This is a genomic window from Spinactinospora alkalitolerans, assembly GCF_013408795.1.
Classification (GTDB): Bacteria; Actinomycetota; Actinomycetes; order Streptosporangiales; family Streptosporangiaceae; genus Spinactinospora; species Spinactinospora alkalitolerans.
Genome location: NZ_JACCCC010000001.1, coordinates 4627737 through 4654053, shown reverse-complemented (window position 1 = coordinate 4654053; position 26317 = coordinate 4627737). Strand labels below are relative to the sequence as shown.

The window sequence follows — 26317 nt, the reverse complement described above, 5'->3', positions numbered from 1 at the left end:
AAAGGCGTTATCAACCGGTGATCTGCCTGGTCGGCTCGCCGAGCTCCGACTGCTGCGTTCGCGGGGCGAAGCGGGGTCTCAGGGCCCGGATCCGCTGTGCCGTCGGCGGCGTGCGCGCACCGCGGCAGCCGACCCCCTGCGTGGCCCCGATCATCGGACATCGGTCGGCGCCGCCCGGGGTTCGCCCGCGAGCGCGCGATCGGGGACAATGGGGACGTGAGCCTCTACCGCGACGAGGGCGTCGTCCTTCGCACCCAGAAGCTGGGGGAGGCCGACCGCATCGTGACCCTGCTGACCCGGCGCACCGGGCTGGTCCGCGCGGTCGGCAAGGGCGTTCGGCGCACGAAGTCCCGCTTCGGCGCCCGGCTGGAACCCTTCACCCACGTCGACCTCCAGCTCTACACCGGCCGCACGCTGGACGTGATCACCCAGGCCGACACCCTGCGGGCCTATGGCGCGCCGATCGTCACCGACTACCCGCGCTACACGGCGGGCACGGCGATGCTGGAGACCGCCGAGAAGATCGTCATCGTGGAGAAGGACCCGGCCCTGCGGCAGTTCCTGCTGCTCATCGGAGGGCTGCGCACGCTGGGGGAGAACGACCACGACCCCCGGCTGGTTCTCGACGCCTACCTGCTGCGCTCGCTCTCGGTCGCCGGCTACGCACCCGCGCTCCAGGAGTGCGCGCGCTGCGGCTCGCACGGGGCCCACCGCAGCTTCGCGGTACACGCCGGGGGTACGGTGTGCTCGGTGTGCCGGCCCGCGGGATCGGCGAGCCCCGCGCCGGAGACGGTGCGGCTGATGCTGGCGCTGCTGCGCGGCGACTGGGCCGGGGCCGACGCCAGCGAGGGGCGGCACCGCAGCGAGTGCAGCGGCCTGGTCGCCGCCTACCTGCAGTGGCACCTGGAAAACGGAATCCGATCATTGCGCCATGTGGAGCGTGCGTGAGCCTGTACAACCCTCTCTCAGCGAAGTCCTCCCGGCAGTACGCGCCGCCGGTGCCGCATCCCAGCGGCGCGCGGCCGCCCGAGCTGCCGCGCGAGCTGGTGCCCCGGCACGTGGCCATCGTCATGGACGGCAACGGCCGCTGGGCCAAGGAGCGGGGGCTGCCGCGCACCGACGGGCACCGGGCCGGGGAGAGCTCCCTGTTCGACGTCCTGGAAGGGGCGCTGGAGCTCGGCGTCCCCTACCTGTCGGCCTACGCCTTCTCCACCGAGAACTGGAAGCGCTCGCCCGAGGAGGTCCGCTTCCTCATGGGCTTCAACCGCGAGGTCATCCGGCGCCGCCGCGACGAGCTGCACGCCCGCGGAGTCAGGGTGCGCTGGGCCGGGCGGCGCGGTCGGCTGTGGAAGAGCGTCATCAAGGAGCTGGAGGAGGCCGAGGAGCTCACCAAGCACAACACCCGGCTCACCCTGCAGTTCTGCGTGAACTACGGCGGCCGGGCCGAGATCGCCGACGCCGCGGCCGAGGTCGCCCGCGCGGCCGCCGCCGGCCGGATCAACCCGGACAGGGTCACCGAGTCCACGCTCGCCAAGTACCTGGACGAACCCGACATCCCCGATGTCGACCTGTTCGTGCGCTCCTCGGGCGAGCAGCGCTTCTCCAACTTCCTGCTCTGGCAGTCCGCCTACGCCGAGTTCGTCTTCCTCGACACGCTCTGGCCCGACTTCGACCGCCGCCACCTGTGGCACGCGTGCGAGGTCTTCGCCAGCCGCGACCGCCGCTACGGGGGCGCCGTGCCCAATCCGGTCGAACCGGCCCCGGCGGAGCACCCGCAGGAGGGGTGAGCGAGGGGACAGGGCGCGCGACCGCGCGTGAACGAGGAAGAGGAACGGGACGTCCATGAGTGCAATCGATCTGAACCGCGCCACGCTCTCCTACATGGCGATCGGCGACAGCTTCACCGAGGGGGTCGGCGACCCCTACCCCGCTGAGGCCGCGGGCCGCCACGGGGAGTTCCGCGGCTGGGCCGACCGCTTCGCCGAGCACCTGGCCGACAACGTCGCCGAGGTGCGCTACGCCAACCTCGCGGTGCGCGGCAAGCTGCTGCGCCAGGTCATGTCGGACCAGCTTCCGCGGGTGCTGGAGGTGCGCCCCGACCTGGTGACCTTCAGCGCGGGCGGCAACGACCTGCTGCGCCCCGGCGCCGACCCCGACAGGCTCGCACGCGTCCTGGAGCACGGCGTCCGCCGGCTGCGCGAGGCCGGCTGCGAGGTCGTACTGTTCACCGGCGTGAACTTCACCACCGGCTACATGCGCGCCCTGATCGGCACGTTCGCCCGGTACTTCATGGGCATCCGCTCGATCGCCGACCGCCACGGCTGCCACGTGGTCGACCAGTGGTCGATGGACGTGCTGACCGATGTGCGGGCCTGGGACACCGACCGGCTGCACATGTCCCCCGAGGGGCACCGCAGGGTCGCGCTGAAGGCGTGCGAGACGCTCGGGGTGCCGGCGGAGGGGCGCTGGGACGAGCCGTGGCCGCCCGCGACGGCGCCGAGCTGGCGCGCGGCCCGCCGCGATGACGTGCAGTGGGCCAGGTCCTTCCTCGCGCCGTGGGTCGGCCGCCGGCTGACCGGCCGCTCCTCCGGTGACACCGTGACGGCCAAGCGGCCCGATCTGGAGAAGGTCGAGCGGCCGGCGGAGGAGATCCGGCGCTGATCCGGGAGCGCACGCCGGGAGCTCCCGCGTGACCCGCGCTACAAAAGGCCGGAATCCCCGAACCTGCTGTCGAGTAACCATGGATTCGGCGTGCATCATCGTCTACAGTGAGCGGCTTTCGCATCGGTCAGGGCAGTGCCGACGTCTCCTACGTGGCCCTCGGTGACAGCTTCACGGAGGGCCTCGGCGACCCCCATCCGGACAGCGGGAGCCTGCCGCAGGGCCGGTACCGGGGCTGGGCCGACCGGCTGGCCGAGCACCTGGCCGACCACGCCGCCGAGGTGCGCTACGCCGACCTCGCGGTGCGCGGCAGGCTGATCCGCCAGATCGTCGACGAGCAGGTGCCGCGCGCGGTGGAGCTGCGCCCCGACCCGGTGACCGTCTGCGCCGGCGGCAACGACATCATCCGGCCGGGCGGCGACCCCGACCAGGTGGCGCGGATCTTCGGGCACGCGGTCGCGCGACTGCGCGGGACCGGCGCCCACGTGGTGGTCCTCACCGGCGTCGACACCGGATTCCAGCCGGTCATGCGGCACCTGCGGGGCAAGATCGCCACCTACACCATGCATCTGCGGGGCATCGCCGACGCCCACGGCTGCTCCGTCATCGACCTGTGGAACCTGCGGTTCTTCCAGGACCGGCGGGCCTGGAACCGGGATCGGCTGCACCCCTCGCCCGAGGGGCACCGCAGGCTCGCGCTCAAGGCCTGCGAGGTGCTCGGGGTGCCGGTGGAGGGGCGCTGGGACGAGCCGTGGCCGCTGGAGGCGCCGCTCGCCTGGCGCGCGGCGCGCCAGGCGGACCTGCATTGGGCCCGGGAGTTCCTGGTGCCCTGGATCGGCCGCCGCCTCACCGGCCGCTCATCGGGCGACGGGCTGGGCCCCAAGCGCCCGAACCTGGAGCGGCTGCGCTGACGGAGGGCCGGATCGTTGACGGGGGGTTGGAGGACTGTGGTCGCGGTCCTCCATTCCCCCTGGTGACCTGGGAAGGCCGCTGTCAGCGCGCCGGCGGTGGCGGCGCGAAAGGTCGCGCCGCACCTTCTCCGCCGGTCTCCCGCCTTGGGGGCCGGGGCCTTGAGCAGTGGGAGTCCCGCGCCCTTTCGCGTCGCCGGACGCTGCGCGCTGACAACAGCCCCACCAGGCCCGCAGGACTGCAGCAGGGCCTGGAAGCAGGCCCGCCCTCTCCCGTCAACGATCTAGCGCCGCCGCGCCTTTCGCGCCCCGGCGCAGTCGGCGCAGGTGCCGAAGACCTCCACGGTGTGCGTGAGCTCCACGAACCCGTGCTGGGAGGCCATGGCCTCGGCCCACTTCTCCACCGTGGGCCCTTCGATCTCCACCGCCTTGCCGCAGGAGCGGCAGACCAGGTGGTGGTGGTGCGAACCGGTGACGCAGGCGCGGTAGACGGCCTCGCCGTCGTCGGTGCGCAGGACGTCGATCTCGCCCGCGTCGCTCAGCGCCTGCAGCGCTCGGTACACCGTGGTGAGTCCGATCTTGGAGCCCTCGGCGCGCAGGTCGGCGTAGAGATCCTGGGCGCTGCGAAAGCCGCTGCTCTCGTTCAGCGCCTGGCGTACGGTCTCGCGACGTGTGCTCATGTCGGTGTGCTCCCTGCTCGGTCTGGGGCATCGTATCGACCGTAGCGCCGCCCCGCCCATCGCGGGGCGCGTGGGCGGCGGCCCGGGCGCCGCCGTGGGCGACCCTGCCGCAGCGGTCATCGGGGGACGCCCCTGTCTACTCTCAGCAGAATGAAAACGATTGTCAAAATATTCCGGTCTGCAGCACCGCCAGGCCGAGCAGGGTGACCACCACGACGCAGCGCATGGCCCGCTCCGCTCCGCGCAGCGTGGGCCAGGCGAGGAAGGCCAGCCAGGTGAAGAACAGCGCGAGCGCGGCCAGCAGCAGCGCGCCGGCGATCCCCGCGAGCAGCAGCCCGGAGACGAAGACGAGCGCCATGGCCACGGGCAGGATCCAGCGGGGGGCGTTGTGCAGCCACACCAGGGCGACCGCACTGCGCTGCTCGATCCGGCGCCGCACCCCGCCGGCGTCCGGAGTGTAGAACGCGTCACCCTCCGGCAGCGGGCGGGCCGGCCGGCCCGCACCGCGCCGACCAGGGGAGGGGCGGCTCTTGCGGGAGTTCTTGCGCTTGGGGGACACGCGGCTCCTCCGGACGGCGCGATCGTCGGGCAGTTCGAAGCCTAGCCCGCCCGGCCGCGGCGGGTGGTTCCGGCGGCACCGGCGGCACCGGCGGTGCGGGCGCCGCGGGCGGGAAGCACCTGCTCCGCGGGGCGCCGGCGCGCGCCGTGGCGGTCCGCACCCGGCCCACCCGCTAATTTGGAGGGGAAGGGGAAGAGGAGAAGTGGCGGACCGCGGTGCCGGCACCGTGAACGGGGGCTTGACCGGAGACTTGCCGGACGCTTACGCAAAGCGACGTATCCTTTACCCTTCAAACTGCCGAGCCGTGCCCTCATTCGGCTCCGCGCTCTCTTTTCCGCAGAAACGACGGGGAGACTGTTTTTCCGTGCCGAAGCTCAGCGTCATCGTGTCATTCGACGTCACAGAGCCCCACCTGCAGCACTGCCTGGACTCGGTGGCCGGGCAGAGCATGGACATGGCCGATGTCGAGATCGTCCTGGTCCCGGTGCTGCCGCATCCCGATCCCACCGCCGGGGCCGTCGGCGGCGCGGAGCCGGAGGCCGACCGGGCCCCGAACGGTGACGCCGACGAGGGCGAGGGCGACGCCGAGGGTGCGGCGGAGGCCGAAGGCGACGCGGCCGAAGACGACGACACCGAGGCCGCGGACACCGAGGCCGCGGACACCCTGCGCGCCGAGGGCCTGACCGTCGCGGAGGAGGTCGACGGCACCCGGCTGGGCGGCGCCCCGGTCGTCCTGCTCCACGACGGAGCGCCCGACCACGCCGAGGCGCGGCGGCGCGGCGCGGCGCACTCGGCGGGGGAGTACCTGGTGTTCCTGGAGGGCGCCGACGCGCTGACCGGCTACGCCCTGGAGTACCTCACCGGCTCCCTCGACGCCAGCGGGTCCGACTTCGCCACCGGCAACGTCCACCGGTTCAACGAGCTCGGTTCGCGGCCGTCGGCCGGCCACCGGGCGGTCTTCACCCGGGCCCGGACGGGCGTCCACGTGCGCGACGCCACCGTCCTGCTCGCTGACCGGCTGATCGGCAACAAGGCGTGGCGCCGCTCCTTCTGGGAGAGCACCGCCGGCACTGTCGGCACGTCCGGCACCGAGCTCTCCGATGCCGACACCGACATCCTGGTCGTGCGGGCGCACTTCGCCGCCGCGGCCGTCGACGTCCTGCCCGCACCGGTCCACCTGCGCAGGGACCGGGAGAAGCACGAGGACCTCAGCGACATCGACGTGCTGACCCGGCGGATCGGCGCGGTCACCGACCTCGGCGCCTCCCTGGCCGGCGCCGAGCGCGACCTGTGGAACGACACCGCGCTCCGCCGCGACCTGCGCCGGGTGCTGCTGCGGCTGGACGACGCAGACGAGGCGGCCCGGGGGCGCTTCCTCGACCTCGTCAACGCCTACCTCGACACGGTGGGCCGCGCGGTGCTGGACGGGCTCCCGGCCCTGCACCGGCTCAACTACTACCTGGTGCGCAAGCGCGAGTCGGCCCGCCTGCTGGAGACCGTCACGTTCCAGAAGAGCGTGGAGCTGAAGAAGGCCCCGGTGGTGCGGCGGGGACTGCACTACTACATCCGCTACCCCTTCTTCGAGGACGCCGCCGCCGACGTCCCGCGCGAGATCTACCGGCTCGACTCCGAGCTGAAAGTGCGCCAGAAGACCGAGCGCGTGGAGTGGCGCGACGGCCGACTGGTCGTCGGCGGCCGCGTCGGCATCCGGCACCTGCGGGCCGGTCGGCGCTGGCAGCAGCACCTCCTCGCCTTCGCGGTGAACGACGAGGCCGGCCGGCGCATCCCGGTTCCGGTCAAGGTGCAGCGGGCCGCCGAGTACCGGCTGCCCGACCTGCCCGACGCCGCCCGGCACGACTACGGCGGGTTCGAGATCACCGTCGACCCCGACCGGCTGCGGCTGTCGGGGGAGTGGCGGGCCACCGAATGGCGGCTGGAGCTCGTCGTCATCAACCGCGGCCTGGTGCGCCGCAGGGCCGTCGCCAACCCGGTCTCGGGGCCCCCGGAGCGCCCGCCCTACCACCAGGTCGCCGACGAGGTCTGGATCCGCCCGGCCTGGAACGACGAAGCCCGGCTGAGCATCGCCGTCGCGCCGCTGCAGGCCAAGGTCACCGGCCACCGCATCGACCGGGCCGGGGCGGCCGAACTGGAGCTCAGCGGGGAGTTCGTGGCCCCTCCGGCGGCGCGTTCGCACGTGCTCCGGCTCACCCGGCTGCCGGGCACGGCCGTCCTTGAGTACCCGATCCAAGCCGTCGGCGCCCGTTTCGACGCCCGGATCCCGGCGGCCGACCTGCTCGCCCGCGCTGTCAACGAGGGCGGCGCCGGACTGCGCCAGGAGCAGTGGCGGGCCGAACTGCGCACGCCCGAGGGCGAGACCGTCCCGCTGGTGCTGCCCGACGAGGTGGAGACGCTCAGCCACGCCGTCGGCGACGGCCACCGTGAGATCGCCGTCCGGCGCACCAGCACCGGCCACCTGCGGCTGCGGGCGGGCTGGGCGAACCCGATCATCCAGGGCGCCCGATGGTCCGGCCGGGACCTCGTCCTGACCGGCCACTACGCGGCGGAGTCAGAGGCCGACCTGGTCTTCAAGGCCAAGGGCCGCGACGAGGAGCACTCCTTCGCGCTGGTCCGCGACGGCGAGGCTTTTCGCGCGACGTTCACCCCCGCCGACATCCCGACCCTCTCCGGCACGCTCCCGCTGTCCGCCGGCACCTACCGGCTCTGGGCGCGAGTGCGCCTGTCCGGCGGCGGAAGCACCGACGTCGGCGCCGAGCTCTCCCCCGGCCTGGTCCGGGAGCTGCCCCTGGAGACGGAGACGCCGGAGCGCGCCTACACCTTCGCCGACAGCGGTTTCGACACCCCGGTGCTCAAGGTCGGCAGCGACCTGCGGCCCGACGAGCGCGGGACGTTCGCGCAGCGCCTGCTGCGCGAGGAGCTCTACCCGCGGATGCGCGAGGAGGGGCTGCGCGAGGAGATCCTCTTCGACAGCTACACCGGCCGGCAGTTCTCCGACAGCCCGCACGGCGTCTACGCCGAACTGCGCTCGCGCGGCGGGCGCTGGGCCGACTACCCGATGTCCTGGCTGGTGCGCGACGGCCAGGTGAACCTGCCGGAGGACCTCACGCGGGTCCGCCACAACGGCCGCGAGTTCTACGAGTCGCTGGCCCGCTCCAGGTACCTGGTGACCAACTCCCGCCAGCCCGCCTGGTTCGCCCGCCGTCCCGGCCAGGTCGTCGTGCAGACCTGGCACGGCTCGATGCTCAAGCGGATCGGCTTCGACATCGAGAACATCCGCGGCAAGTCCAGGGACTACCACGACAAGCTCGCGTGGGAGACCGCGCAGTGGGACTACCTGGTCTCGCCCAGCCCGTGGGCCACGCCGATCCTGCGCCGGGCGTTCCGCTTCGACGGCGAGATCCTGGAGACCGGCTATCCGCGCAACGACATCTTCTTCGCGCCCGAACGCGACGCGATCGCCGAGCGCACCCGGCGCCGGCTCGGGCTGCCCGCGGACAAGAAGGTCGTCCTCTACGCGCCGACCTGGCGGGACGACAAGTACTACACCCGCGGCAAGCACAAGCTCGACCTGCACCTGGACCTGCAGCGCATGTACGACAAGCTCGGCGACGACCACGTGCTGCTGGTCCGCCGGCACCCGCGCGTCGTCGACAGCGTGCCGATCGTGGGCCGCGACTTCGTCTACGACGTCTCGCTCTACCCCGAGGTCATGGAGCTGTTCCTGATCACCGACGTCCTGGTCACCGACTACTCGTCGATGATGTTCGACTTCGCCAACACCGGCCGGCCGATGCTGTTCTTCACCTACGACATCGACAGCTACCGGGACAACCTGCGCGGTTTCTACCTGGACTTCGAGGAGACCGCCCCGGGGCCGCTGCTGCTGCACTCCGACGACGTGATCGCCTCGATCAGCGACATCGGCGAGGTGGCCGACCGCTACGGCGCGAAGTACCGGGCCTTCACCGAGCAGTTCTGCCCGCTGGACGACGGCCACGCCGCCGCCCGCGTGGTGGACCGGGTCTTCGGTACCGACTGACCTGCGGTGGCGCCCTTCCTGCGCCGGGGAGCGCGCCTCACCGGTCCGGGCAGCGCCGACGGCGGCATCCTCGTCACCGGGGACCCGACCGGCATCGGCTTCGGGGAGTGGGACCCCGAGGTGTGGTTCGACGAGGCGTGCGAGCGCGCGGACCGGCCGCTCAGCGAGCGGGAGTGGAAGCGCCGCATGGACGGGGCGGTGGACTTCGAGCGGGCGTGCGCCGATCGGTGAGACGATGGGCCGGTGATCGTCATCACCCGTTACAACGTCGCCCCCGAGGACTCCGACGACTTCGTCGCCCGCGCCGGCGGGGCGCTCGACGCACTCGCCCGCAGACCCGGCTATCTGGGCGGATCCGTGGCGCGCGCGGCCGACGAGCCGGGGCTGTGGACCGTCGTCACCGAGTGGGAGGGCCCCGGGTACTACCGCAGGGCGCTGTCGGACTACGACGTCAAGGTCGCGGCCGTGCCGCTGCTGTCGCTGGCCAGGGACGAGCCGACCGCCTTCGAGGTGGTCGCGCGGCGCCCGGCCGAGGATTGAGCGGGCTTCGACCGCCGCGTTCGCGGGGCGGGGCGGGAGTCTCAGGGTCCGGGTCCGCTGTGCCGCCGGCGGCTTGCGCGCACCGCGACAGCCGCCCCCTGTGCGAAACCGATCGTCGGACATCGGCGAGCGGACCGAGCGGGCATCGAGCGGACGCCGCGCGAAAACCGGTCGAAAGCGGCCGCCGCCGACACGTATCGTCGTTGGTGCATGTCAGTGCCTGTGCGTCCAATAAGCTGGGCACTCACCGTTTCGAGCATCGCGCCTTCTCCGCGATCCGCCGACCGCCAGCCGGATGGAGAGTCATCTAACTATGGCCGCCAAGTCAGAGGCTATGGACACCCTGGTCAACCTCGCCAAGCGCCGAGGCCTGGTCTACCCCTCCAGCGAGATCTACGGGGGTCTGCGCGCCTCTTGGGACTACGGCCCGCTGGGCGTGGAGCTGAAGAACAACGTCAAGCGCCAGTGGTGGCGCTCGATGGTGCAGCAGCGCGAGGACATCGTCGGCCTCGACTCCAGCGTCATCCTGGCCCGTGAGGTCTGGGAGGCCTCCGGCCACGTCAACGCGTTCGTCGACCCGCTGACCGAGTGCCAGTCCTGCCACAAGCGGTTCCGCGCCGACCACCTCGTCGAGGCCTACGAGGACAAGCACGGCCGCGAGCCCGAGAACGGCCTGGCCGACCTCGCCTGCCCCAACTGCGGCGCGAAGAACTCCTTCACCGAGCCGCGGATGTTCAACGGCCTGCTGCGCACCTACCTGGGCCCGGTGCAGGACGAGAGCGGCCTGGCGTTCCTGCGCCCGGAGACCGCGCAGGGCATCTTCATCAACTACAAGAACGTCGAGCAGTCCGCCCGCCGCAAGATCCCGTTCGGCATCGGCCAGATCGGCAAGTCGTTCCGCAACGAGATCACGCCGGGCAACTTCATCTTCCGCACCCGCGAGTTCGAGCAGATGGAGATGGAGTTCTTCGTCAAGCCGGGCGACGACGAGGAATGGCACCAGTACTGGATCGACACCCGCATGCAGTGGTACGTCGACCTGGGCATCGGCAAGGACAACCTCCGGTTCTACGAGCACCCGAAGGAGAAGTTGTCGCACTACTCCAAGCGCACCGTCGACATCGAGTACCGCTTCAACTTCGTCGGTGGTGAGTGGGGCGAGCTGGAGGGCGTCGCCAACCGCACCGACTACGACCTCACGACGCACGCGGAGAAGTCCGGCATCGACCTGTCCTTCTTCGACCAGGAGAAGAACGAGCGCTACGTGCCCTACGTCATCGAGCCGGCGGCCGGTGTGGACCGCGCCCTGCTGACGTTCATGCTGGACGCCTACCACGAGGACGAGGCGCCCAACGCCAAGGGCAAGATGGAGCGGCGCGCCGTCATGCGGCTCGACCCGCGGCTGTCCCCGGTCAAGGCCGCGGTGCTGCCGCTGTCGCGCAACGCCGACCTCTCGCCCAAGGCCCGCGACCTCGCCGCCCGGCTGCGCGCGCGCTGGAACGTGGAGTTCGACGACGCCGGCGCGATCGGCCGCCGCTACCGCCGCCAGGACGAGATCGGCACGCCGTTCTGCGTCACGGTGGACTTCGAGACCCTGGACGACGACGCGGTGACCGTGCGCGAGCGCGACAGCATGAGCCAGGAGCGGGTCTCGCTCGACCGGGTCGAGATGTACCTGCTGGAGCGGCTCCCCGGCTGCTAGGGGCGCTTCGAAGGTCTCTTGGACGCCGCTGGGGTGCGGCACCACGGGAGGCTGCGGCGAGAGTGCGGCCCGGTTCGCCTGCGGATGCCCGTAAGCCCTCCGTGGCCGCGCCTCGCCGCCGAAGCGGGGGCCGAGTCCTGGCTCGCACGCTTCGCCGGTGCGCCTCGGCCGCGAGGTGCGCGCCGGGTCGCCTCCGACCGCGCAGGTGGCAGTGACGGCGCGCACTCTCGCGGCAGCCTTGCCCGTACGGCCCCGAAGCCCGCGGGACCGGCGTCAGTGGGCCGCCGTGTAGACGACGAAGGACACCGCGATGTAGTGGCAGACGTAGGCCGCGATCGTCAGCGAGTGGAAGATCTCGTGGAAGCCGAACCAGCGCGGCGCCGGATCGGGCCGCTTCAGGCCGTAGACGAGCGCCCCGACGCTGTAGAGCACGCCCCCGACGAGGATCAGGATCCAGGTGGCCGGGTGGGTGCCGCCGATCAGCTGCGGGATGAACAGCACGGCGGCCCAGCCGACCGCGATGTAGAGCGCGGTGGACAGCCAGCGCGGCGAGTTCAGCCAGAAGACCTTGAAGAGCACGCCGGCGATCGCCGCGCCCCAGATCAGCGAGACCATCGCGGCGCGCAGCGCGCCGTCCAGGACCAGCAGTACGAACGGCGTGTAGGTGCCGGCGATGATCAGGTAGATGTTGGAGTGGTCCATCCGCCGCAGGACCGCCATGCCGCGGGGCGACCAGCGCCCCACGTGGTAGATGGCCGAGGTGCTGAACAGCAGCACCGAGCTCACCGCGTACACGGCGCTGGCGACGCGGGACAGCCCCGTGGGCGCGAGGCAGACGAGTACGATGCCCGCCGCGAGGGCCAAGGGTGCGGTGCCCAGGTGCAGCCAGCCGCGGAGCCGCGGCTTGACCGCCTCCAGCAGGTCGGACGCTCGGGAGAGCGGGCCCTCGTGCTCCACGGGCGGGTCCTCCTCGGTGTCGCGCCTGAGTGTGTCGTCGGACTGCTCTGCTGACACGTTCCCATCTCCGTCGCTTCGGCGCTTCGGCGGCCGTCCGCGCCATGGGCGCGGACCGTCCTCCCCACGGGAAACTCTACCTACGCAACCGTAGGTTACTCATCGGTAGTGATGTGGTCCTCGGCACAGCCCGCACCCCGTTCGCCGGCGCATTGGATCAATGTCGGGCGTCCGGCGACCCCTGGCCGCCGTGAAACCGGCTGACCTGCTCCATTGTCGCCTCGGGGTATCGGCGAACGCGGTGTGACCTGGGTCTCCGCGGCTTTTTTGCCTAGACCTCTGGACTAGACCAATCGGATAGCTATGAGCTGCGCAAACGTTGATATGAGGGTGTGGTGACAGTGTTTTTTCGGTCGGCCGGGTAGAGTCGCGCCCATTCGAGGTCAAGCGGCCGTGAAAAGGAGCACCCCGTGCCCAAGTACGTCTACGAATTCACCGAGGGGAACAAGGATCTCAAGGATCTCCTCGGCGGTAAGGGCGCGAACCTCGCGGAGATGACCAACCTTGGTCTCCCGGTTCCGCCGGGGTTCACCATCACCACCGAGGCGTGTCGGCACTACCTCGAGCACGGTCGCGTGCCCGAGGGGCTGGACGCCGAGATCGCCGAGAAGCTGACCGCGCTGGAGGGCGCGATGGGCAAGCGCCTCGGCCAGGCCGACGACCCCCTGCTGGTCAGCGTGCGCTCCGGCGCGAAGTTCTCCATGCCCGGGATGATGGAGACCGTTCTCAACATCGGCCTCAACGACGAGTCGGTCCAGGGCCTGGCCGCCCAGGCCGGCGAGGAGCGGTTCGCCTGGGACTCCTACCGCCGCCTCATCCAGATGTTCGGCAAGACCGTCCAGGACATCGACGGCGAGCTCTTCGAGGACGCCATCGAGGACGTGAAGCGGCGCAAGGACATCACCAACGACCTCGACCTCGACGCCGGCGACTTCAAGGAGCTGGTCCAGACCTTCAAGGGCATCGTCCGCGACGAGACCGGCCGCGAGTTCCCCGCCGACCCGCGCGAGCAGATGGAGCTCGCGATCAAGGCGGTCTTCGACTCCTGGAACGCGCCGCGCGCCGTCCTGTACCGCCGTCAGGAACGCATCCCCACCGACCTCGGCACCGCGGTCAACGTGTGCTCCATGGTCTTCGGCAACCTCGGCATGGACTCCGGTACCGGTGTGGCCTTCACCCGCGACCCCGCCTCCGGCCAGCAGGGCATCTACGGCGACTACCTGCAGAACGCCCAGGGCGAGGACGTCGTCGCCGGCATCCGCAACACGGTCCCGCTGGCCGACCTGGAGCGGATCGACAAGAAGAGCTACGGCGAGCTCCTCGACATCATGGAGCGGCTGGAGAACCACTACCGCGACCTGTGCGACATCGAGTTCACCATCGAGCGCGGCAAGCTCTGGATGCTGCAGACCCGGGTGGGCAAGCGCACCGCGGCCGCGGCCTTCCGCATCGCCAACCAGCTCGTCGACCAGGGCCTGATCACCCTGGACGAGGCGGTCGCCCGGGTCAACGGCGACCAGCTCGCCCAGTTGATGTTCCCGCGCTTCGACGAGGCCGCCGAGCGCCACCGCCTCGGCCGCGGCATGAACGCCTCGCCCGGCGCGGCCGTGGGCAAGGCGGTGTTCGACTCCTACACCGCGATCAAGTGGTCGCGCAGCGGCGAGAACGTCATCCTGTGCCGCCGCGAGACCAACCCCGACGACCTCGAGGGCATGATCGCGGCCGAGGGCATCCTCACGAGCCGGGGCGGCAAGACCTCGCACGCCGCCGTGGTGGCCCGCGGCATGGGCAAGACCTGCGTCTGCGGGGCCGAGGAGCTCGACATCGACACCAAGAACCGCCGGCTCACCGCGCCGGGCGGCGAGGTGGTCGAGGAGGGCGGCCTCATCTCCATCGACGGCACCAGCGGGGAGGTCTTCCTCGGCGAGGTCCCGGTGGTCTCCTCGCCGATCGTGCGCTACTTCGACGGCGAGATCGACCCGGCCTCCGACCAGGCCGACGACCTGGTGCGCGCGGTGCACCGGATCATGCACTACGTCGACGCCGCGCGCCGGCTCTACGTCCGCGCCAACGCCGACACCCCCGAGGACGCCCAGCGCGCCCGCCGCATGGGCGCCCAGGGCATCGGCCTGTGCCGCACCGAGCACATGTTCCTCGGCGACCGGCGGGCGCTCGTGGAGCGGCTCATCCTCGCCGACACCGAGAAGGAGCAGGAGGAGTCCCTGGCCGCGCTGCTGCCGCTGCAGCGCGATGACTTCGTCGGCATCTTCGAGGCGATGGACGGGCTGCCGGTGACCGTGCGGCTGCTCGACCCGCCGCTGCACGAGTTCCTGCCCGACATCACCGAGCTGTCGGTGCGGGTGGCCGTGGCCGAGGCGCGCGGTGAGAAGCACGAGAACGACCTGCGGCTGCTGCAGGCCGTGCACCGGCTGCACGAGCAGAACCCGATGCTGGGCCTGCGCGGCGTGCGGCTGGGCCTGGTCGTTCCCGGCCTGTTCACCATGCAGGTCCGCGCGATCGCGCAGGCCGCGGCGGAGCGGATCAGGGCGGGCGGCCGGCCGCGCCCGGAGATCATGATCCCGCTGGTCGGCACCGTGCAGGAGCTGGAGATCATCCGCGAGGAGTCGCTGCGGGTGCTGCGCGAGGTCGGCGAGGAGTACGGCGTCGAGCTGGACTACCCGATCGGCACCATGATCGAGCTGCCCCGCGCCGCCCTGACGGCCGGCCAGATCGCCGAGAACGCGGAGTTCTTCTCGTTCGGCACCAACGACCTCACCCAGACGGTGTGGGGCTTCTCCCGCGACGACGTCGAGGCGTCGTTCTTCTCCAACTACCTGGAGAAGGGCGTCTTCGGCATTTCGCCGTTCGAGTCCCTGGACGTCGACGGCGTGGGCCGGCTGATCAAGATCGCCGTGGAGGAGGGCAGGGCCGCGCGTCCGGGGATCAAGCTGGGCGTCTGCGGCGAGCACGGCGGTGATCCGACGTCGGTGCACTTCTTCCACGAGGTCGGGCTGGACTACGTGTCCTGCTCGCCGTTCCGGGTACCCGTCGCCCGCCTGGAGGCCGGCCGGGCCGCCGCCCGGTAGCGGCGACCGCGGGGGCGTGCGGCACGGGTCCGGACCCGCGCCGCACGCCCCTTCCGTGCGCGGCGGGCTTCGGCGCGGCCCTGCGCGGAAGTGGGCGGCACCGCGGCGGTCTCATAGCATTGGCTCGACCATGCGTCGGCGGATGGCGTCCAGTACGCTTTGCCGGCCGGGACGGACCGGGAGAACCGTCCGGGACGCCGCCCGCCGTCCCGCCTTCCGGTCGACCTCGGTCGTCGTCGGGCGGGTCACAGGCCGATTCAGGGGGTGAGACGTGCGGACATCCGGAGACGAGCGCGGTGACGGGCCGCGCAGGGAGCATCCGCTCGGCGCCTCACCGGATGCCGAAGCGACGCGGGTGTTCGTCCGCGGCGGCGCCCAGGCGCAGCCCGAGCGGGAGCATCCGGTGCGGGCGCCGGAGCCCACCGCGGAGTTCGTCCGGCCCGAGCGCGGCGACACCCCGTGGGAGGCCGAGACCTCCGATCGGACCAGGGTCTTTTCCCGCGCCGCCGCTGACGAGGCCCGGGTCGACCCCGCCGACGGCCCTTCCCCCGACGCGACCCGCACCATGTCGCGTCCGGGGCGCGGCGCCCGTGGCGAGCGCGGGCCGCGGTCCCGGCGGTCCGGAGAGGACCCGCGCGCCCCCCGGCCGGGACGGCGGCGCGGGTTCCGGTTCCGGCACGTCGTCGCCCTGGTGCTGCTCGTCGCCGTCGCCCTGCCCGTCGGCACGTGGGGATGGGTCTGGTACGTCGCCAGGCAGGACGACCGCACGCCGGTCGACGCCATCATCGTGCTGGGCGCCAGCCAGTACAACGGCAGGCCGTCCCCGATCTTCGAGGCCCGCCTCGACCAGGCCGCCCACCTCCACGAGGAGGGCGTCGCCCCCATGATCGTGACCGTCGGCGGCAACCAGCCCGGTGACAACTACACCGAGGGCGGCAGCGGCCGCGACTGGCTGGTGGAGGGGGGCGTCCCGGATGAGCAGGTGGTCGCGATCGGGGAGGGCAGCGACACCCTGCAGAGCATCGAGGCCGTCTCCGAGGTCTTCCGGCAGCAGGGGTGGACGACCGCGGTGATCGTCACCGACCCCTGGCACTCGCTGCGCTCCCGCATCATGGCCGAGGACTTCGACATCGAGGCCACGACCTCGCCGGCCCGCTCAGGCCCGGCCGTCCAGGAGCGCGAGACCCAGTTGTGGTACATCACCCGCGAGACCGCCTCGCTCTGGTACTACTGGATCTTCGGAAACAGCTCCGACATCAACATCGACGCCGCGTAGCCGACGGCGCGATCCGGCGCGCGGCGCGTGCCGGGTTTTGGTCTCCCCGCCCGCGTAAGGTCGGAAGCACCATGTCAGCGCTCCAACGGCCGTCGACGCCCGCCTACACCGACCACGACCGGCGGCGCTGGATCGCCGAGCCCGCCAAAAACCGGAACAGGGGGCCGTTCGAGCGCGACCGCGCCCGGGTGCTGCACAGCTTCGCGCTGCGCAGACTGGCCGCCAAGACGCAGGTGGTCCAGCCGGGGGCCGGCGACTTCCCCCGGACCCGCCTCACCCATTCGCTGGAGTGCGCCCAGATCGGCCGCGAACTCGGCCGCTCCCTGGGCTGCGACCCCGATCTGGTGGAGGCCGCCTGCCTGGCCCACGACCTCGGGCACCCGCCCTTCGGGCACAACGGGGAGACCGCGCTGGACGCGGCCGCGGCGGCCTGCGGAGGGTTCGAGGGCAACGCCCAGAGCCTGCGGCTGCTCACCCGGCTGGAGGGCAAGGTCCTGGCCGGCGACGGGCGCAGCGCGGGCCTCAACCTCACCCGCGCGACGCTCGACGCCACCCTCAAGTACCCGTGGCCCCGCGGCGCCGGGCCCGCCGCCCGCAAGTTCAACTGCTACCCCGACGACGCCGAGGTCTTCGCCTGGGTGCGCGAGGGCGTCGAGGGCACCCGGACCTGTTTCGAGGCCCAGGTCATGGACTGGTCCGACGACGTCGCCTACTCGGTGCACGACCTGGAGGACGGGCTGCACGCCGGACTGGTCCGGCTGGAGGCGCTGCGCAGCCGGAGCGAGCGCTCCCAGTTGTGCGAACTCGCGGCCAGGGTCTACGCCGACGCCGAGCCCGCCGAGCTGGAGGAGGTGTTCGACGCGCTGGTCGCCGAGCCGTACTGGCCCCGCCGCTACGACGGCGACCTGCGCTCGCTCGCCGCGCTGAAGAACCTCACCAGCGAGCTCATCGGCCGCTTCTGCCGCGGGGCCGAGCAGGCGACCAGGGACGCCCACGGTCCGGCCCCGCTCACCCGCTACGCCGCGTCCCTCGTGGTGCCCCGGCGCCGACTGCTGGAGTGCGCGCTGCTGAAGTCGGTGGCGGCCCACTACGTGATGGCGCGCTCGGAGGCCAGGGAGTACCAGGCGCGCGAGCGCGCGCTGATCGCCGAACTCGTCGCCGCCGTGCGCACGGGCGCGCCGGGCACCCTGGACGAGCCGTTCCGCGACGACTACGAGCGCGCGGCCGACGACGCCGCGGCGCTGCGCGTGGTCATCGACCAGGTGGCCTCGCTGACCGACACCTCCGCCATGGCCCGGCACCGGCGCCTGGCCGCCGCTTAAGCCGTGCGGCTCCTGCCCGCTGTGCGGCCCTGTCCGCCGCCGGGTGGCGAGCGGTCTGCAAAAAGCGGCGGCGAGGGCGACCGCCGCCCTCGGTGCCGCTTTTCCCTCCGGGGCGCCCGTCACCCGGCCGACCGCAAGGCAGGCCCTCCTCGCCGCCTCCTCGTTCCGCGTTCCCGCGCCGGACTTTCTCGAAATTTCACGTCCCCTCTTGACCCCGCTCAATGTTAGCGCTAACAATGTATCCCACGTCACAGCGGCGTTAACCAAATGTTTCGCGAGGTGTCGAACGACCATGCCGTCCCCGAACGGGCGCAGCCCGGTCATGGCGGATGTCGCCCGGCTCGCGGGGGTGTCCCACCAGACCGTCTCCCGCGTGCTGAACGGCCATCCCAACGTCCGGACCGAGACGCAGGCGCGGGTCCAGGCCGCGATCGAGGAGTTGGGCTACCACCGCAACTCCTCGGCGCGGGCGCTGGTCACCCGCCGCACCAACGTCCTCGGCGTCATCGCGTTCGACACGACCCTGTACGGCCCGGCCAGCACGCTGTTCGGCATCGAGCAGGCGGCGCGCGAGGCCGGCTACTTCGTCAGCATCGTCAGCCTGAAGACCATCACGCGCCGGAGCGTACGCGAGGCGCTGGACTACCTCACCGAGCAGTCGGTGGAGGGCTTCATCGTCATCGCGCCGCAGCGCGCCGCGGTGCAGGCGCTCGCCGACCTCGTCGGTCACCGCCCGCTGGTGGCGGTCGAGGGCGGCCGGGGACCGGGCGTCCCCGTCGTCTGCGTCGACCAGGTCGGCGGCGCCCGCATGGCCACCGAGCACCTTCTGCGCCTGGGCCACCCCACGGTGCACCACATCGCGGGCCCCCCGGAGTGGCTGGAGGCGGAGGGGCGCGTCCAGGGCTGGCGCCAGGTGCTCCAGGAGGCCGGGGTCCCGGCGCCGGAGCCGGTCTACGGCGACTGGAGCCCGAGGTCGGGATACGGCATCGGGCTGCGGCTCGCCCGCGACCGCGCCGTGTCCGCGGTCTTCGTGGCCAACGACCAGATGGCGGTCGGCGTGCTGCGGGCGTTCAACGAGTCCGGGGTGCGGGTGCCCGAGGACGTCAGCGTCGTCGGCTTCGACGACGTGCCCGAGGCCGAGTTCCTCACTCCGCCGCTGACCACGGTCTGGCAGGACTTCGGCGAGGTCGGGCGGCGCAGCATCCGGGTGCTCCTCGAACTCCTGGAGAACGGCGAGGGCGCCGCTCCGACCCGGCACGTCGTCCCCGCCCGGCTGATCCCGCGCATGAGCAGCGCCGCGGCCCCGAACCCGTGACCCCTGCGACCACGAACAGGAGCTCCCGTGCCCGAAAATGTTAGCGCTAACAATCCCTCGTCCGTCGTGGTCGGGATCGACTTCGGCACCCTCTCCGGCCGGGCCGTCGCCGTCCGGGTGAGCGACGGCGCCGAGCTCGGCACCGCCGTCCACCACTACGAGCACGGTGTGATCTCGGAACGGCTGCCCGGATCGGCGGAGCGGCTGCCCCCGGACACCGCCCTGCAGTCGCCCGAGGACTACCGCGAGGTCCTGCGCCGGGCCGTGCCGAAGGCGCTGGCCGCCGGCGGGATCGACCCCGCGCGGGTCATCGGCGTCGGCATCGACTTCACCGCCTGCACCGTCCTGCCGGCCACCGTCGGCGGCACCCCGCTGTGCGAGCTCCCCGGCCTGGCCGGGCGCCCGCACGCCTACCCGAAGCTGTGGAAGCACCACGCGGCCCAGCCGGAGGCCGACCTGGTCAACGCCGTGGCGCGGGAGCGCGGCGAGCCGTGGCTGGCCCGCTACGGCGGCCGGATCTCCTCCGAATGGCAGTTCGCCAAGGCGCTGCAGGTGCTGCGCGAGGACCCCGAGCTCTACGACCGCGCCGACCGCTGGATCGAGGCGGCCGACTGGATCGTCTGGCAGCTGTGCGGAAGCGAGACCCGCAACGTCTGCACCGCCGGCTACAAGGGCATCCACCAGGACGGCGCGTGGCCGTCCCGGGACTACCTCGCCGCGCTGGACCCGCGGTTCGCCGACTTCGTGGCCGACAAGCTGGCCCACCCGCTGTCGCAGCTCGGCGGGCGGGCCGGCGGCCTCACGGCCGAGGCCGCGGCCTGGACGGGCCTGCCCGAGGGGACCGCCGTGGCGGTCGGCAACGTCGACGCCCACGTCACCGCGGCCGCGGCGCAGACCGTCGCCCCGGGGCAGATGCTCGCCGTCATGGGCACCAGCACCTGCCACGTCATGAACTCCGACGTCCTGGCCGACGTGCCGGGCATGTGCGGCGTGGTGCGCGACGGCATCGTGCCGGGACTGTGGGGCTATGAGGCCGGGCAGAGCGGCGTCGGCGACATCTTCGGCTGGTTCGCCGACACCCACACCCCGGCCGGGTACGCCGATGAGGCCGCCGAGCGCGGCGTCTCGGTGCACGAGCTGCTGTCGGCCAAGGCCGCCGAGGAGCCCGTCGGCGGGCACGGGCTGGTCGCGCTGGACTGGCACAGCGGCAACCGCTCGGTGCTGGTCGACCACGACCTGTCCGGGGTGATCGCCGGAATGACCCTGGCCACCCGGCCGGAGGAGGTCTACCGCGCGCTGGTCGAGGCCACCGCGTTCGGCACCCGGACCATCGTGGCGGCCTTCGAGGACTCCGGCGTGCCGGTGACCGACTTCACCGTCGCGGGGGGCCTGGTGCGCAACCCGTTCGTCATGCAGATCTACGCCGATGTGCTGCGCCGACCCCTCAACGCCATCGGCTCCGACCAGGGCCCTGCGGTGGGGGCCGCGATCCACGCCGCCGTCGCCGCCGGGGCCCACCCCGACATCCACGCGGCGTCGCGCGCCATGGGCGAGGTCCGGCGCGGCGCGTTCCGCCCCGACCCGACCAGGGCCGACGCCTACGACGAGCTGTACGCGATCTACACCGATCTGCACGACCACTTCGGCCGCGGCGGCAGCGACGCGCTGCACCGGCTGCGCCGCATCCGCAACGAGGCGGCCGCCTCATGAGGCCGTCCCCGACCCGCCACCGACCCCAACCTCCTGGAAGGAGCCGATGACCGTGCTCCCCGAAACCGTCGAAGGGATCCGGCGCGAGGTCTGCGCCCTGCACGCCGAGCTCGTTCGATGGGGCCTGGTGACCTGGACCAGCGGCAACATCTCCGCCCGGGTCCCCGGCGCCGACCTGCTCGTGATCAAGCCCAGCGGCGTGCTCTACGAGGACCTCACGCCGGAGTCGATGGTCGTGACCGACCTCGACGGCACCGTGGTCGACGGTGTGCACGCCCCCTCCAGCGACACCGACGCCCACGCCTACGTCTACCGCGCCATGCCGCACGTGAACGGCGTCGTGCACACCCACAGCCCCTACGCCACGGCGTGGGCCGCCCGGGGCGAGGCGATCCCCTGCGCCATCACCGCCATGGCCGACGAGTTCGGCGCGGACATCCCGGTCGGGCCGTTCGCCCTGATCGGCGGTGACGACATCGGCAAGGGCATCGTCGCCACGCTCTCCGGCCACCGCTCCCCGGCGGTGCTCATGCGCAGCCACGGGGTCTTCACCATCGGCGCCAGCGCCAAGTCCGCCGTGAAGGCCGCGGTGATGTGCGAGGACGTCGCGCGCACCGTCCACCTGGCGCGCGTCCACGGCCCCGTCGAACCACTGGCGCGCGAGCACGTCGACGCGCTCTACGACCGCTATCAGAACGTCTACGGCCAGCAGGCCGCCCGCGACGCGAAGGAAGGTGGGCACTCGTGACCGACCGTCTGCCCCGGATCGGGGTCCTGGGGATCATGCAGGAGCTCTACGACCACATGATCCCCGGCATCACCGAACGCCAGGCCGGATACGCCAGGCGCGTCGCCGACCGGCTCGGCGACGTCGCCGACTGCGTGATCGGCGAACCCGTCAAGAGCCGCGCCGACGCCGAGCGCGCGGTGCGCGGCTTCGAAAACGACGACCTCGACGGCGTCCTCGTGGTCATGCTCACCTACGCGCCGTCGCTGCGGGTCACCCGGATCTTCGACCGGATGCGGCTGCCGGTCTGCCTGGCCAACATCCAGCCCGATCCCGCGGTCACCCCGGCGTGGGACATGGACGACATGACCTACAACCAGGGCATCCACGGCGCGCAGGACACCGCCAACGCCATGGTGCGCGCCGGGCTGCCCTTCGACGTGGTCACCGAGGACTGGCAGAGCGACGCCTTCACCGAGCGGATCGACCGCTGGGCCAGGGCCGCGCGCGCGGTGACGGCGTGGAAGACGCTGAAGGTGGGCGTGTTCGGCTACGCCATGAACGGCATGGGCGACGCCCGCGTCGACGAGTCCGCATTGCTGCGCAAGCTCGGCCCCGAGGTCAGCGCCATCGCCCCCGGCGACCTGCACCGGGCGATGGACTCCCTCGACACGACGGCGGTCGAGGACCTGATGGCCCGGGAGGACGAGCGGTTCGAGGTCGACGCCCGGCTGTCCAAGGAGGAGCGCGACGACCACGCGCGCATGCAGTTGGCGATCGAGCAGATCCTCACCGAACGCGGGATCGGCGCCTACTCCACCCACTTCGACGCCATCGCCGAGGACGGCCGGTTCGCCCGGCTGCCCATGGCCTCGGCCTCCAGCCTCATGGCCAAGGGCTACGGCTTCGCGGGCGAGGGCGACGTGCTGGCCGCCTCCATCGTCTACGCGGGCCACCGGCTCGCCGGCGACGGCCACTTCACCGAGATGTACGCGATGGACTTCCCCAGCGACTCCATCCTCATGAGCCACATGGGGGAGGGCAACTGGAAGGTCGCGCGCGCCGACGAGCCGGTCCGGCTGATCAAGCGCCCGCTGGGCATCGGCAGGCTCGACGACCCGCCCACCCTGCTGTTCCGCATCCAGCCCGGTCCGGCGACCCTGGCCTCCCTGGTCTACCTCGGCGGCACGGACTTCCGCCTGGTCGTCGCCGAAGGCGAGGTCCTGGACTCCCAGGAGCTGCCCGTCCTGGAGATGCCCTACGGCCAGTTCAGGCCGGCCAGCGGGGTCCGGGGGTGCATGGACGCCTGGCTGCGCGCCGGCGGTACCCACCACATGGTCATGAACCTCGGTCACGCCGCGGCCGACTGGAAGGTCTTCTGCGAGCTGGCCGGCATCGAGTTCCACCAGGTATGACCGGTCCGGCGCGGGCCAGGGGAGCAGAACAGGGCCCGCGTCGGCCGCACGCACCCGCATCAGCGATGTGCCCCGCGCACATCCCCAGGAACGCGGCCTCGGGGGACGGCCGCACATCAGCGCATCAGCAGGCAGAGGAGATGCCATGCGCACGAACGGAGCAAGGACCCCATCCCAGGAGCCCCGAATCGGACGGCGCTCCTTCCTGGCCGGCTCCCTCGCGACCGCGGGGCTGGGACTGGCCGGCTGCGGCGCTCCCGCCGCGGCCGGCGGCCGCACCCCGCTCCGCCAGTGGAACCTCTTCACCGGCGGCGACGGCGCCCGGATGGTCGAGATGCACGAGGCCTACCGGGCGGAGCACCCCGGGATCGACTTCCGCCCCACCACCTACCTGTGGGGCAACCCCTTCTACACGAAGTTCGCGATGGGCGCCGCCGGCGGCCGCGCCTTCGACATCGCGACCCTGCACCTGTCGCGGTTGCGCGGCATGGGCGCGGGGACCCTGATCGACCCGGTTCCCGCGGACCTGCTCGCCGAGTACGGGATCACCGAGGACACCGTGCTGCCCAACGTCTGGGAGAAGTGCAGGGTGGACGGCGAGCTCTACGCGATCCCGCTGGACACCCACCTGGTCGTCACCTACTTCAACCGCGAGATCTGCGAGAGCGCGGGCGTCCTCGACTCCGAGGGCGGACTCGCCGAGACCAGCGGCGTCGAGGAGTTCATCGACCTGATCGCCGCGGTCAAGGACGCCACCGGCCAGTACGGACTCGTGATGGAGACCACGGGCGCGTGGCGGCAGTTCTGGTCGCTGTACCGCCAACTCGGCGGCGAGATGACCCTTGAGGGCGACGTCGGCATGGACGACGACAAGGCGCTGCAGTCGCTGGACTTCCTGCGCCGGGTCTGCGAGGAGGGGCTCGCACCCAAGGCCTCCGACGCACCCGGCACCCCGGCCAACTTCCAGAACGGGATCGCGGGGGTGATGTTCGGCGGGAACTGGGAGATCCCCACGTTCCAGGCGGCCGGGATGGACTTCGGCATGCGGCCGTTCCCCGGCGTCTTCGGCGATGAGCTCGGCCAGGGGGACTCGCACGCGTTCGTGCTGCCGCGCCGCAGGGAACCCGACGACGAGGCCGTGCGCGCGGCCGTGGAGTACGCGGCCTGGATGCTGAAGAACAGCCTCACCTGGGCCGGCGGCGGGCACACCCCCGCCTACCTCCCGGTGACGCAGAGCCAGGAGTACGCCGCCCTGGAACCGCAGTCGGACTACCGGGTCGCGGCCGAGAACGTGCAGTTCGACCCGGAGGCGTGGTTCAGCGGATCCGCCGCGGCGCTGCAGAACGAGGCCAACTCCCTCTTCAGCGGCGTGCACAACGGCACAACGACGCCCGAGCAGGCACTCGCCCGGTTCAAGCGGGCCGCCCAGAAGCTCCTCGACACACCCGCGCCGGTGTGACCCCGGGCCGTTTCCCCTTCTCCCTTGGAGTCCGACATGACCGTACACGCCGACACCGCGCCGGCGGGGGCGGCGCGGAGCAGGCCCGCCGATCCCGGCGTCCGCAGCCTGGTCCGAGCCCGCCGCACGACCTCCTGGACCGGCCTGTGGTTCGTCCTCCCGTTCACGATCCTCTTCGCGGTCTTCCTGGCCTGGCCGCTGCTCGCCGGACTGTGGACCAGCTTCACCGACCGCAGCCTCGCGCGCGAGGACGCCTCCTTCGTCGGCCTGGCCAACTGGCAGGAGATGCTGACCGACTCCGCCGTCTGGCAGTCGCTGTGGGTCACCCTGCTGTTCACCGCCATCAGCACACCGCTGCTGGTCGTCATCGCCCTGGCCATGGCGCTGCTCACCAACCGGGTCACTCGGCTGGGCTGGTTCCTGCGCTTCTCCTTCTTCGCGCCGTTCCTGCTGCCGGTGGCCGTGGTGACGCTGATCTGGGTCTGGCTGTACCAGCCCGGGTTCGGCCTGGTCAACGCGATGCTGACAACGGTCGGCCTGCCCGAGGTCGGCTGGCTCACCAATGAGAACACGGTGCTGCTCGCCGTCGCCATCACCACCGTGTGGTGGACCGTCGGGTTCAACTTCCTGCTCTACCTCGCCGCGCTGCAGGGCATCCCCGGCTACGTCCACGAGGCCGCGGCGCTCGACGGCGCGAGCCCTTGGCAGCGGCTCACCCGCATCACGCTGCCGCTGCTGCGCCGCACCACCGCGCTGATCGTGATGCTGCAGATGGTCGCGTCGCTGAAGCTGTTCGACCAGGCGTATTTGATGACCAACGGCTCCGGCGGCCCGGACTACGCCGCCCGCCCGATCATCGGCTACATCTTCGACAGCGGCTTCACCGGGCTGCGCATCGGCTACGCCTCGGCGATCTCCTACCTGTTCTTCGCCATCATCATCATCGCCTCGGTCATCCAGTTCCGCCTCTTCGCCCGGAAGGGGGACGCGGCATGAGCACCGTCACCTCCACCGCCCGCCCCGCCCCGCCGGCCCGGGCCGCGGCGGCGCCGCGGCGCCGCCCGCGCGTGCGCATCACCCCCGGAAGCGTGGCCGTCACCGTGTCCGCGCTGTTCCTGGCCGTCGTCTGGCTGCTGCCGCTGCTGTGGGCGGTGCTCACCTCGCTCAAGCCCGAGGGCGAGACCACGGCCGTCCCCGTCCACTGGCTGCCGCTGGAGCCCACGCTGGAGGCCTACCGGGTCATCATCGCCCGCGGCGACCTGCAGCAGTGGCTGATCAACAGCACGATCATCTCCACCGTGGTCACCCTGCTCACCCTGGTGGTGTGCGTCCTGGCGGCCTACGCCTTCTCCAAGACGCACTTCCCCGGGCGCTCATGGCTGTTCGCGCTGTTCATCGCCGGGATCCTGGTCCCGCCGCAGGTGCTCATCGTCCCGCTGTTCGACGAGATGACCGCCCTGGGCCTGGTCGACACCTACTGGGGCGTGGCGCTGCCGCAGGTGGTCGCCCCCGTCATGGTGTTCATCCTCAAGCGGTTCTTCGACGCCATCCCGCGCGACTACGAGGAGGCCGCCCGCCTGGACGGCGCCGGCCACCTGCGGGTCCTGTGCAGCGTCATCCTGCCGATGTCCACCCCGATCCTCGCGGCGGTCGGCATCTTCACCTTCGTCCAGGCCTGGAACAACTTCCTGTGGCCGTTCATCGCCACCACCGACCCCGCCCTGATGACGGTGCCCGTCGGCCTGGGCACCGTCCAGGGGGGCTACGGCATCCAGTACGCGCAGAACATGGCCGCCGCCGTCATCGGCGCGCTCCCGCTGATCATCGTCTTCATGCTGTTCCAGCGCCAGGTCGTGCGCGGCGTCACCGACGCCGGCCTGAAGTGA

Annotated in this window: 21 protein-coding genes; 18 read left to right on the top strand and 3 right to left on the bottom strand. The window is 71.8% G+C overall.

What is annotated here, in order from left to right; all coding sequences use genetic code 11:
* Window positions 1–216: 216 nt before the first annotated feature.
* The 4 genes from recO to HDA32_RS20625 all read left to right on the top strand — a co-directional run bounded on the left by recO (window position 217) and on the right by HDA32_RS20625 (window position 3572).
* Window positions 217–948 carry a DNA repair protein RecO gene (gene recO, locus HDA32_RS20640; protein WP_179644780.1) on the top strand — a complete coding sequence of 244 codons (732 nt, stop codon included), beginning with the start codon at window positions 217–219 and terminating at the stop codon, window positions 946–948.
* Window positions 945–1787 (top strand): isoprenyl transferase, encoded by an 843-nt coding sequence (locus HDA32_RS20635; protein WP_179644779.1) that lies wholly within the window; start codon window positions 945–947, stop codon window positions 1785–1787. The genes recO and HDA32_RS20635 overlap by 4 nt, the downstream gene beginning before the upstream one ends.
* 55 nt (window positions 1788–1842) lie before the next feature.
* Window positions 1843–2661 (top strand): SGNH/GDSL hydrolase family protein, encoded by an 819-nt coding sequence (locus tag HDA32_RS20630; protein ID WP_179644778.1) that lies wholly within the window; start codon window positions 1843–1845, stop codon window positions 2659–2661.
* A gap of 107 nt (window positions 2662–2768) precedes the next feature.
* The gene (locus HDA32_RS20625) at window positions 2769–3572 is read left to right on the top strand and encodes an SGNH/GDSL hydrolase family protein (protein ID WP_179644777.1); all 804 of its coding nucleotides are present in this window, start codon (window positions 2769–2771) and stop codon (window positions 3570–3572) included.
* 281 nt (window positions 3573–3853) lie between these two features.
* On the opposite strand, the gene HDA32_RS20620 is transcribed toward HDA32_RS20625, so the two are convergent.
* Entirely contained in the window at window positions 3854–4249 is a 396-nt protein-coding gene (locus tag HDA32_RS20620; RefSeq protein ID WP_179644776.1) for a Fur family transcriptional regulator, read from the bottom strand.
* A 163-nt stretch (window positions 4250–4412) separates the two neighbouring features.
* Entirely contained in the window at window positions 4413–4808 is a 396-nt protein-coding gene (locus HDA32_RS20615; RefSeq protein WP_312863265.1) for a DUF6703 family protein, read from the bottom strand.
* 364 nt (window positions 4809–5172) lie between these two features.
* Here HDA32_RS20615 and HDA32_RS20610 point away from each other — a divergent pair, with 364 nt between their 5' ends.
* From HDA32_RS20610 to HDA32_RS20595, 4 genes are all read left to right on the top strand, one after another.
* The gene (locus HDA32_RS20610; protein ID WP_179644775.1) at window positions 5173–8865 is read left to right on the top strand and encodes a bifunctional glycosyltransferase/CDP-glycerol:glycerophosphate glycerophosphotransferase; all 3693 of its coding nucleotides are present in this window, start codon (window positions 5173–5175) and stop codon (window positions 8863–8865) included.
* A gap of 6 nt (window positions 8866–8871) precedes the next feature.
* Window positions 8872–9096, top strand: a complete 225-nt coding sequence (locus HDA32_RS20605; protein WP_179644774.1) for a hypothetical protein — start codon at window positions 8872–8874, stop codon at window positions 9094–9096.
* A gap of 12 nt (window positions 9097–9108) precedes the next feature.
* A complete protein-coding gene (locus HDA32_RS20600) occupies window positions 9109–9405 on the top strand; it encodes an antibiotic biosynthesis monooxygenase family protein (protein WP_179644773.1) in 297 nt (98 codons plus the stop codon).
* A gap of 313 nt (window positions 9406–9718) precedes the next feature.
* Entirely contained in the window at window positions 9719–11107 is a 1389-nt protein-coding gene (locus tag HDA32_RS20595) for a glycine--tRNA ligase (protein WP_179644772.1), read from the top strand.
* A 273-nt stretch (window positions 11108–11380) separates the two neighbouring features.
* Here the strand turns inward: HDA32_RS20595 and trhA are convergent, their stop codons facing one another.
* Window positions 11381–12064 (bottom strand): PAQR family membrane homeostasis protein TrhA, encoded by a 684-nt coding sequence (gene trhA, locus HDA32_RS20590; RefSeq protein ID WP_312863431.1) that lies wholly within the window; start codon window positions 12062–12064, stop codon window positions 11381–11383.
* A 467-nt stretch (window positions 12065–12531) separates the two neighbouring features.
* Between trhA and ppdK the strand changes: the two genes are divergently transcribed.
* The 10 genes from ppdK (at window position 12532) to HDA32_RS20540 (ending at window position 26317) form a co-directional block, all read left to right on the top strand.
* Window positions 12532–15207: a pyruvate, phosphate dikinase gene (gene ppdK, locus HDA32_RS20585; RefSeq protein WP_179644770.1), complete on the top strand. Its 2676-nt coding sequence runs from the start codon at window positions 12532–12534 to the stop codon at window positions 15205–15207.
* Window positions 15208–15478: 271 nt separating this feature from the next.
* A complete protein-coding gene (locus HDA32_RS20580; RefSeq protein ID WP_179644769.1) occupies window positions 15479–16483 on the top strand; it encodes a YdcF family protein in 1005 nt (334 codons plus the stop codon).
* Between the two features lie 71 nt (window positions 16484–16554).
* Entirely contained in the window at window positions 16555–17805 is a 1251-nt protein-coding gene (locus HDA32_RS20575; protein WP_179644768.1) for a deoxyguanosinetriphosphate triphosphohydrolase, read from the top strand.
* A gap of 292 nt (window positions 17806–18097) precedes the next feature.
* Complete coding sequence (locus HDA32_RS20570; protein ID WP_246334435.1) at window positions 18098–19120, top strand: LacI family DNA-binding transcriptional regulator; 1023 nt, start codon at window positions 18098–18100, stop codon at window positions 19118–19120.
* A 27-nt stretch (window positions 19121–19147) separates the two neighbouring features.
* Complete coding sequence (gene araB / locus HDA32_RS20565; protein ID WP_312863264.1) at window positions 19148–20830, top strand: ribulokinase; 1683 nt, start codon at window positions 19148–19150, stop codon at window positions 20828–20830.
* 46 nt (window positions 20831–20876) lie between these two features.
* Complete coding sequence (locus HDA32_RS20560; protein WP_179644767.1) at window positions 20877–21578, top strand: L-ribulose-5-phosphate 4-epimerase; 702 nt, start codon at window positions 20877–20879, stop codon at window positions 21576–21578.
* A gap of 35 nt (window positions 21579–21613) precedes the next feature.
* Window positions 21614–22972 carry an L-fucose/L-arabinose isomerase family protein gene (locus tag HDA32_RS20555; protein WP_218883235.1) on the top strand — a complete coding sequence of 453 codons (1359 nt, stop codon included), beginning with the start codon at window positions 21614–21616 and terminating at the stop codon, window positions 22970–22972.
* Between the two features lie 145 nt (window positions 22973–23117).
* The gene (locus HDA32_RS20550) at window positions 23118–24431 is read left to right on the top strand and encodes an extracellular solute-binding protein (RefSeq protein WP_179644765.1); all 1314 of its coding nucleotides are present in this window, start codon (window positions 23118–23120) and stop codon (window positions 24429–24431) included.
* Window positions 24432–24467: 36 nt separating this feature from the next.
* Window positions 24468–25427 (top strand): carbohydrate ABC transporter permease, encoded by a 960-nt coding sequence (locus HDA32_RS20545; protein ID WP_179644764.1) that lies wholly within the window; start codon window positions 24468–24470, stop codon window positions 25425–25427.
* Complete coding sequence (locus HDA32_RS20540) at window positions 25424–26317, top strand: carbohydrate ABC transporter permease (protein ID WP_179644763.1); 894 nt, start codon at window positions 25424–25426, stop codon at window positions 26315–26317. Before HDA32_RS20545 ends, HDA32_RS20540 begins: the two co-directional genes overlap by 4 nt.

Excerpts from the sequence above, each read along its gene's own strand:
- HDA32_RS20555 (WP_218883235.1), top strand. The coding sequence starts at position 21,614 with ATGCAGGAGCTCTACGACCACATGATCCCCGGCATCACCGAACGCCAG.
- HDA32_RS20630 (WP_179644778.1), top strand. The coding sequence starts at position 1,843 with ATGAGTGCAATCGATCTGAACCGCGCCACGCTCTCCTACATGGCGATC.
- HDA32_RS20560 (WP_179644767.1), top strand. The coding sequence starts at position 20,877 with ATGACCGTGCTCCCCGAAACCGTCGAAGGGATCCGGCGCGAGGTCTGC.
- HDA32_RS20545 (WP_179644764.1), top strand. The coding sequence starts at position 24,468 with ATGACCGTACACGCCGACACCGCGCCGGCGGGGGCGGCGCGGAGCAGG.
- HDA32_RS20540 (WP_179644763.1), top strand. The coding sequence starts at position 25,424 with ATGAGCACCGTCACCTCCACCGCCCGCCCCGCCCCGCCGGCCCGGGCC.
- HDA32_RS20550 (WP_179644765.1), top strand. The coding sequence starts at position 23,118 with ATGCGCACGAACGGAGCAAGGACCCCATCCCAGGAGCCCCGAATCGGA.
- HDA32_RS20570 (WP_246334435.1), top strand. The coding sequence starts at position 18,098 with ATGCCGTCCCCGAACGGGCGCAGCCCGGTCATGGCGGATGTCGCCCGG.
- HDA32_RS20595 (WP_179644772.1), top strand. The coding sequence starts at position 9,719 with ATGGCCGCCAAGTCAGAGGCTATGGACACCCTGGTCAACCTCGCCAAG.
- HDA32_RS20620 (WP_179644776.1), bottom strand. The coding sequence starts at position 4,249 with ATGAGCACACGTCGCGAGACCGTACGCCAGGCGCTGAACGAGAGCAGC.
- HDA32_RS20575 (WP_179644768.1), top strand. The coding sequence starts at position 16,555 with ATGTCAGCGCTCCAACGGCCGTCGACGCCCGCCTACACCGACCACGAC.